The organism is Mesorhizobium atlanticum (assembly GCF_003289965.1).
Lineage (GTDB): Bacteria > Pseudomonadota > Alphaproteobacteria > Rhizobiales > Rhizobiaceae > Mesorhizobium > Mesorhizobium atlanticum.
In genome coordinates this window covers 1-2,629 of record NZ_QMBQ01000022.1, presented here as the reverse complement: position 1 = coordinate 2,629, position 2,629 = coordinate 1, and the positions used below count along the sequence as shown (strand labels likewise).

General features: G+C 63.0%; 5 protein-coding genes. 3 read left to right on the top strand and 2 right to left on the bottom strand.

Annotated elements, in window-relative coordinates; translation table 11 throughout:
- The 3 genes from DPM35_RS32055 to DPM35_RS32045 form a co-directional block, all read left to right on the top strand.
- Nucleotides 1-334 (top strand): tyrosine-type recombinase/integrase (locus tag DPM35_RS32055; RefSeq protein WP_146768025.1); only part of this gene is annotated, 334 nt, incomplete at its 5' end.
- On the top strand, nt 256-1,398 hold the full coding sequence (tnpC, locus tag DPM35_RS32050) for an IS66 family transposase (protein WP_342633689.1): 1,143 nt from the start codon (nt 256-258) through the stop codon (nt 1,396-1,398). The genes DPM35_RS32055 and tnpC, both read left to right, overlap by 79 nt.
- Nucleotides 1,395-1,994 (top strand): UPF0149 family protein, encoded by a 600-nt coding sequence (locus tag DPM35_RS32045; RefSeq protein WP_112131464.1) that lies wholly within the window; start codon nt 1,395-1,397, stop codon nt 1,992-1,994. Before tnpC ends, DPM35_RS32045 begins: the two co-directional genes overlap by 4 nt.
- A 37-nt stretch (nt 1,995-2,031) precedes the next feature.
- Here the strand turns inward: DPM35_RS32045 and DPM35_RS32040 are convergent, their stop codons facing one another.
- Nucleotides 2,032-2,322: a tyrosine-type recombinase/integrase gene (locus DPM35_RS32040; RefSeq protein WP_425373438.1), complete on the bottom strand. Its 291-nt coding sequence runs from the start codon at nt 2,320-2,322 to the stop codon at nt 2,032-2,034.
- Between the two features lie 40 nt (nt 2,323-2,362).
- On the bottom strand, nt 2,363-2,629 hold a 267-nt coding region (locus tag DPM35_RS32035), incomplete at its 5' end, for a transposase (protein WP_181592253.1).

Genomic DNA, 2,629 nt, shown 5'->3' with positions numbered 1-2,629 from the left:
CTTCCTCAGCCGCCATCGCAAGCGCTATACGCGGTTCGGGGTCTACCGGCTCGTCGAGCGATGTGCAGCGCGCGTACCAACGCTTGCCGCAAGGTCAATCACGCCGCACGTGATCCGTCACACAAGCGCCTGTCATCTGCTGCGGGCAGGTGTCGACCTCAACACCATCAGCGCATGGCTTGGACATGTCAGTCTTGAGACCACCAACATCTACGCCGAAATCGATCTCGAGATAAAGGCGAAAGCGATGGCGCTGTGCGATGCCGCGGCTTCGGGGCCAGACCGGCCGTGGAAAGAGAACAAGGGTGTGATGGCGTTCCTGAATGCAATTTGACTTCAGAAAATTATGTTGCGGAGATTGCTTGGGATCGCCTGAAACTCGGGCAGAACCGGAGCTTCCGCAGCATAATCCTCAGCGCAACATCTTACCGTCAGGCCCAGATGATGGCCGCCAAGGGCGTCGATATCGAGCGCTCAACGCTGGCGCGCAGCGCCGGCTACGCCGCCGCCTTGCTCGATCCGATCTACAATCGCATCCGCGAGATCGGCCGCACCCGCACCAAGATTCACACCGACGACACGCGGCTTCCGATCCTGGCGCCGAGCACCGGCAAGACGCACAAGGGCGCGCTCTGGGTTTACGTCGCCGACGACCGCAATTCGGGTTCGCATGAGCCGCCGATCGCCTGGTATCGCGCCACCATGGGCCGCGCCGGCGAGAACGTGATGAGCGAGCTCGCCGGATTTGTCGGCACGCTTCAGGCCGACGCGTTCACTGGCTACAATCAGCTCTATAGGGGCGGCGCCATTCGAGAAGCTGCCTGCCTGGCCCATCTGCGCCGCAAGATCTTCGACGTTCACGACAGCCAGCCGACCGAGCTCAGCACGACGGCCATGGCCGGGATCCAGGCGATTTACCGGATCGAGGAAGAGATACGCGGACTGTCGCCCGCCGAGCGATTGGCCGCGCGACGAAGGCGGACCCGACCCCTGGTCCGCGCTCTGCGACGACAGCTCATGCGCCAGGGTAAGGGTTTGTCGCGCCATGCCGATATCGCCAAGGCCTTCGCCTATGGCGCCAAGCGATGGCGCGCATTCAACCGCTTCCTCTACGATGGCCAGCTCGAGCCCGACAACCTGATCGCGGAACGAGCAATTCGCGGATTTACAGTCGGCAGGCGCAACTGGCTTTTCTCGGGCAGCTTCGCCGCGGCCGAGCGCTCGGCGGTCGTGCTCAACATCATAGAGACGTGCAAGCTTTGCGGTGTCGATGCCGAAGCCTACATGGCCGACGTCATCGAGCGCATCCAGAACGACTGGCCAGCCTCGCGCTGGGACGAGCTGATGCCGTGGAACTGGGTGCGCCGCCAAGAGATGCCGCTCCCCTTGGCGGCATGAGCTCGATCGATGACATGGCGCTGTCGGACGCGGCGCTTGAGGCCTGGATGGCGGCCAAGACCAACCCCCGCCCGTTGGTGCGGACCATGTCGGCGCTGGACGGCTTCGTGACGGCGGCGGTTACCGGGCCGCGGTTCGCCGACCCGCAAGACTGGATGTGCCCGCTCATGGGGCTGCCGCGCAACGTCCTGGCCAAAGGCTCTGCCACCGATCACGCCGTGTTTGCCAGCGTAGCCAGGGTCCACAACCGCATCAACGAGACGCTCTTCGACAGACCTCAGGATTATGCGCCCCGCTTCGCCACCAAGCCCGGCGGCGGCATCGACCCCCGACCGTGGTGCCAGGGCTTCCACGCGGCCATGAATCTCACCATCAAGCGCTGGAAACGGCTACTCGACCTCAGCAACCCCAATCACGGCCTGCTGCTGCCGATCCTGATCTACTGCGTCGACAAAAAGGGCCGGCCCGTCCTCGGCAAGCCCAGGCCGGGACCCGAGACCGCGCACTTCATCGAGCATGAGGCGTACAAGGACATCGCCCTGGTCATCCCCGCCCTGCGCGAACTCCACTACGTCACCCATTACGACCCGGAGTGATCGGCCCCGGCGCTCCGACCAGCGAGCGACCTAACCATCAACCCGATCTCGGGCAAGGTGCCTTGATGCATCGCTTACCTTTCAGCCAGCTTCTCAAGACTGCGGTCGTAGACTTGGCGAACGGGGTGCAGCGTTCCTTGCGCCCTTTGCCAATGACCCGCAGGTGGGCGCCCGTGCCGAAGAACAGATCGTCCCGCTTGAGACCAGTGATCTCCGATAGCCGCAATCCGGTCTGCACCGCGACCAGGAGGAACGCGTGATCGCGGCGGCCGGACCAGGTCGATCGATCCGGTGCGGCCAGCAAGGCATCGACCTCTGGGCGGGTCAGGAAAATTGACTAGTTCAGCGTTTCCAAGAATTGAATCATATCAGGCGGCTTCGGCGAGTTTGTAGGACCAAGTGTGAATGACGGGATGGCGGTTGAGGTCCTCGATGCCTGCCATGATGCGCTGCTTGAGCTCGTGCTTGGATGCCACCCGGATGTGGCGCAGGACGGATCGGGCGAACTTTGAGAAGAAGCCCTCGATGAGGTTGAGCCAGGAGCCGTGCTTGGGTGTGAACGTGAACTCGAAGCGACCAGGCGGTTGGGCGGCAAGCCAAGTTCTGGTTTCTCTCGATATGTGTGCGGAATGATT